Source organism: Mesorhizobium sp. M7A.F.Ca.AU.001.01.1.1 (genome assembly GCF_004022735.1).
Lineage (GTDB): Bacteria > Pseudomonadota > Alphaproteobacteria > Rhizobiales > Rhizobiaceae > Mesorhizobium > Mesorhizobium ciceri.
Genome location: NZ_RZPF01000832.1, coordinates 1 through 2572 on the forward strand (window position 1 = coordinate 1; position 2572 = coordinate 2572).

4 protein-coding genes are annotated in these 2572 nt (G+C 62.3%); all 4 read left to right on the forward strand.

The genetic code is table 11. The features are described 5' to 3' along the window. Window positions 1-137 precede the first annotated feature (137 nt). The gene (gene pqqB, locus EN884_RS32560; protein ID WP_063167844.1) at window positions 138-1076 is read left to right on the forward strand and encodes a pyrroloquinoline quinone biosynthesis protein PqqB; all 939 of its coding nucleotides are present in this window, start codon (window positions 138-140) and stop codon (window positions 1074-1076) included. Continuing rightward, entirely contained in the window at window positions 1073-1831 is a 759-nt protein-coding gene (gene pqqC / locus EN884_RS32565; RefSeq protein ID WP_063167843.1) for a pyrroloquinoline-quinone synthase PqqC, read from the forward strand. The genes pqqB and pqqC overlap by 4 nt, the downstream gene beginning before the upstream one ends. Beyond that, the gene (gene pqqD / locus EN884_RS32570; protein WP_024504366.1) at window positions 1828-2124 is read left to right on the forward strand and encodes a pyrroloquinoline quinone biosynthesis peptide chaperone PqqD; all 297 of its coding nucleotides are present in this window, start codon (window positions 1828-1830) and stop codon (window positions 2122-2124) included. Before pqqC ends, pqqD begins: the two co-directional genes overlap by 4 nt. Beyond that, on the forward strand, window positions 2121-2572 hold a 452-nt coding region (locus tag EN884_RS32575), incomplete at its 3' end, for a radical SAM protein (protein WP_128360991.1). The genes pqqD and EN884_RS32575, both read left to right, overlap by 4 nt.

The window sequence follows — 2572 nt, forward strand, 5'->3', positions numbered from 1 at the left end:
TCCCTGGCGACAGGGGCGCGCATCCCCTCGCCGCATGGGATTTCCGTGAAAGATTTTGACGCACGCAAAGCGCGCGGACTGTCGTTTGTGACTGCAAATTGCCTGCAGGTCAGAGAAGCCGGCGCGCGGGCATTTTCATGCATTTGAGGATAATCGGATCGGCGGCGGGCGGCGGCTTTCCGCAATGGAACTGCAACTACCGTCTCAGTCGTGCGGCTCGCAACGGCATGGCAAGCGTGCATCCACGAACCCAGTCAAGTGTCGCCGCCTCGGCGGACGGGTTGGGCTGGGTTCTTTTCAATGCCTCGCCCGACATTCGCCAGCAAATCGCTGCAACACCTGAATTACAGCCTGCGGGCGATGCGCCGCTGCGCTCGACACCTATTCGCGCTGTGGTGCTGACCAATGCCGACGTCGATCATATCGCCGGACTGCTCAGCCTGCGCGAGCGGCAGCCTTTCGCCATCTATGCAACGGCGCAGGTTCTGGCGACGCTGGAGGCGAATTCGATTTTCAACGTTCTCGATCCAGCGCTTGTGCCGCGGCGCATCCTGCCGCCGGCGAAAGAGTTGGCCATCTGCGACGCAGAAGGCCGCGATACCGGCGTAATGATCGAGCCCTTTGCCGTGCCCGGGAAGATAGCACTCTATCTGGAGGATAGAGACCATCCGGATGCCAATTTCAGCTCCGACGCAGGTGACACGATCGGAGTCCGAATTGCCGGCATCGGCAGCCGCGGCTCCGTCTTCTATATCCCAGGCTGCGCGCGCATCGATGCGCGGCTGCGCGCGCGTCTCACCGATGCCGCCTGTCTTTTGTTCGACGGCACGGTCTACACCGACGACGAGATGATCGTCGCCGGCGTCGGTCAGAAAACCGGCTCGCGCATGGGGCATCTGGCGATCTCGGGAGAATTGGGTTCGATTGCGGGCTTGGCCGATGTGAAGGTCGGCCGTCGCGTCTTCGTCCACATCAACAACACCAACCCCATCCTAGACGAGAATTCCGCCGAGCACGCGGCGGTCAAGGCGGCAGGCTGGGAAATCGCAAACGACGGTATGGAGATGGAATTTTGAGCGACTTCCGCGATGCAGCCAAAGGCGGACTCTCCACGAGCGCTCTCGAAGCCGTATTGAGGCAGGTTGGCGCCGAGCGCTATCACAATCGTCATCCCTTTCACCACAGGATGACCAGCGGCGCGTTGTCGAAGGCCGAGATGAAGGCTTGGGCGCTGAACCGCTATTGCTATCAGGCGGTCATCCCACGCAAGGATGCCATGATACTCGTACATGCCGAGGATCCAGCGTTTCGTGCCGCGTGGCGCAAGCGGATCGAGGATCATGACGGCGAGGACGGCTGGAGCGGCGGCATCGCGCGCTGGCTGTATCTGGCAACTTCACTCGGCCTGGACGCCGAGGCCGTGAAGAGCGAAAGGCTGGCACTGCCGGCGACACGCTTCGCGGTGGGCGCTTACCTTTCCTTTTGCACAAACCGGACGCTGTTCGAGGCGGTCGCGTCCTCGCTGACCGAGATGTTTTCGCCACTCATCATCGGCGAGCGGGTGCCGGCAATGCTGGCCAAATACGACTACATCACCGAGGATACGCTTGCCTATTTCAAGCAACGGCCCGAACAGGCCTCGCGTGACGCCGACTTCGCCCTTGCCTACGTGCTCAGCCACGCCGATACGGCGGAGCGCCAGCAGCAGGCAATCGATGCACTGGTGTTCAAATGCGATATACTCTGGGCCATGCTTGACGCGCTTCAACACGCCTATGGCGAGCGGGGAAACATACCGCCCGGCGCCTTCCAGCCCGAGGCAGCCCTATGACGGCGCTGCGCGAAAGAGCTGTGGTGTCGTTGCGATCGGTACCTTCGCTGCCGAAGCACGTGCGCATACAATACGATCCCTTGCGGCAGGCATTCGCCGTGCTTTCACCGGAAAAGATATTCTGGCCGAACGATGTCAGTCTCGACATATTGCGACGCTGCGATGGACGGTCCACGGTCGGCGACATCATTGCCGGCCTTGCCGCCGATTATGAGGCCGAACAGGAGGCCGTGGCGACCGACGTCATCGCCTTCCTGCAGGAATGGTCGGACAAGCTGCTGGTGAGGCTATGAGCACGCCCCTCCTCCCTCCAATCGGCATGCTGGCGGAACTGACGCATCGCTGCCCGCTGCAATGCCCTTATTGCTCCAATCCGCTCGAACTGCTCAAGGCCAATCGCGAACTCGACACAGAGACCTGGCTCGCCCTGTTCTCGGAGGCCGCCGATCTCGGAGTGCTCCAGGTGCATCTGTCCGGTGGCGAGCCGACACTGCGCCGCGACCTCGAGCAATTGATCGCCGGGCTTGCGGGGCGCGGCGTCTACACCAATCTGATTACCGCGGGCGTTGGCATCGTCGAGGGCCGTGTCGAGGCATTTGCCGAAGCCGGTCTAGACCATCTGCAACTGAGCTTTCAGGGCGCGCGGCCGGCGACCACGGATCGCATCGGCAACCACAAGGGTGCCCACGAAAAGAAGCTGGAGACGGCACGCCGCGCGCGCGCGGCCGGTCTGCCTCTAGG